Origin of the sequence: Desulfofundulus sp. (assembly GCF_049701015.1) — a bacterium.
GTDB lineage: Bacteria > Bacillota > Desulfotomaculia > Desulfotomaculales > Desulfovirgulaceae > Desulfofundulus.
In genome coordinates this window covers 1-2,109 of record NZ_JBNATZ010000350.1, presented here as the reverse complement: position 1 = coordinate 2,109, position 2,109 = coordinate 1, and the positions used below count along the sequence as shown (strand labels likewise).

Genomic DNA, 2,109 nt, shown 5'->3' with positions numbered 1-2,109 from the left:
GGGCGGATAGCTTCGTGGGCATCCTGAACCCGTCCCCTGGCTGCCACCTGCCGGGGCTTTTCGGGGACATATTCGGGACCGAATTTTTCCTGGATATAAGCTCTGGCTTCCATCTGGGCCTGCGCGGCCACCCGGGTGGAGTCGGTACGTATATAGGTAACCAGACCCACGGGGCCCTCTTTACCCAGTTCCAGCCCCTCGTACAGTTGCTGGGCCACCATCATGGTTTTGCGGGCTGTAAAATTGAGCTTGCGGTAGGCCTCCTGCTGCAGGCTGCTGGTCGTAAAGGGTGGGGCCGGCTGGCGGCTCTTTTCCCGGCGGGTAATTTTAACGACCCGGTAGGAAACGCCCTTCAGCTCTTTCAAGATCTCCTCGACCTGTACCTGGTTGTTAATTTCTACCTTTTTTTCGCCAATTTTATGTAATTTGGCCTCAAATGGATCCTCCCCGAGGCGGGTGAAGACAGCTGTTAAGGTCCAGTATTCTTCCGGGATAAAGGCGTTAATTTCCTCTTCCCGGTCGCAGATGAGCCTCACCGCGACGGATTGCACCCGCCCGGCGGAAAGCCCTTTCTTGACCTTGCGCCACAGCAGGGGGCTGAGCTTATAACCCACCAGCCTGTCCAGTATCCGGCGGGCCTGCTGGGCATGCACCCGGTTGTAATCGATGGGGCGGGGTGCCTTTACGGCATTTTGCACGGCCTGCCTGGTTATTTCGTTAAACTCAATGCGGCAGGGAGCATTCTCGTCAATTTCAAGCACGTTGGCCAGGTGCCAGGCAATAGCCTCCCCTTCCCGGTCGGGGTCGGAAGCCAGCAAAACCCTGTCGGCTTTTTTAACCGCCGCCCTGAGCTCCTTAATGATTTCCCCCTTGCCTCTGATGGTAATATACTTGGGCTTGAAACCGTGCTCCACATCCACCCCGAACTGGCTCTTGGGCAGATCCCGCACATGCCCCATAGAGGCCTTGATAGTATATTTCTTACCCAATAATTTGCCGATACTTTTTGCTTTCGCAGGTGATTCCACGATAACCAGCGTTTTGGACAAAGAAGGCCACCTTCTTTTTTCCGGTTTATTCAATATATTAACCGCACGAATCTTTTTTAAAAATGTATGAAAACCCCGTGACTTTAGAACCTGGTGGTTTTTTCACGCCGCGCGTAGAGCCGGCCAGGAAACTGTCTGACCAGGGCTTTGACTTCCAAAAACATCAGCGCTGATAACACCTGCTGTACTGACAGTCCCGTATTTTCAACAATTATATCCACCGGCACGGGCTCACAAGAAAGCATACCGTAAACTGTTTCTTCCACGGCAGTAAGCCCCGGCATCCCCGGGGACTGAAGATGTTTCCCGGGGAAAAGGCAGGTAATCCCCAGCTCCTCCAGGACATCCTCGGCGCTTTCCACCAGCCGGGCACCCTGCTTGATCAACTGGTTGGAACCCCGGCTTTGCCGGCTGGTTACAGGGCCGGGCACGGCCATCACATCCCGCCCCTGGTCCAGAGCCAGATCTGCTGTAATGAGAGCACCGCTTTTCCCGGCTGCTTCCACCACCACTGTAGCCCTGGACAACCCACTGATAATCCGGTTGCGTACCGGAAAGTGCCACGCCTCGGGAGGTGACCCGGGCGGGAACTCGCTGATCACTGCCCCGGCCTCAATAATGCCTTCCATTAGACGCTTGTTTTCCCGGGGGTAAACCACGTCAACACCACAACCCAGTACAGCCACAGTACGCCCTCCGGCCGCCAGGGCTCCGCGGTGGGCAGCGCTATCTATCCCCCTGGCCATGCCGCTAACCACGGTTACCCCCGCCAGGGCCAGTTCTCCGCCCAGATTCTCGGCCACAGTGACACCGTAAGGCGTGGCCCGCCGGGAACCCACAATTGCCACGAACTGCCCCCCGGGCTGGGGCAGGGTACCCCGGACAAAAAGACCGGGTGGGGGATCAAAAATAACCCGCAGCAACTGGGGATAACTCTCCTCTTCAAAAGTAACATAGGTTATGTTTTGTTCCCCCAGGCGGGCCAGCTCCTCCCGGAGATCCAGTCCAGAGCGGCGGCGTACAAGGTCTGCTGCCGCCCGGGGCTCGAAACCGCCCCTGG

The 2,109-nt window shown here is 57.0% G+C and carries 2 protein-coding genes; both read right to left on the bottom strand.

What is annotated here, in order from left to right; genetic code table 11:
* On the bottom strand, positions 1 to 1,049 hold a 1,049-nt coding region (gene topA / locus ACPLUI_RS14235), incomplete at its 3' end, for a type I DNA topoisomerase (RefSeq protein ID WP_424660902.1).
* An 83-nt stretch (positions 1,050 to 1,132) separates the two neighbouring features.
* Positions 1,133 to 2,109: DNA-processing protein DprA (gene dprA / locus ACPLUI_RS14230; protein ID WP_424660901.1), on the bottom strand; the 977-nt coding region annotated here is incomplete at its 5' end.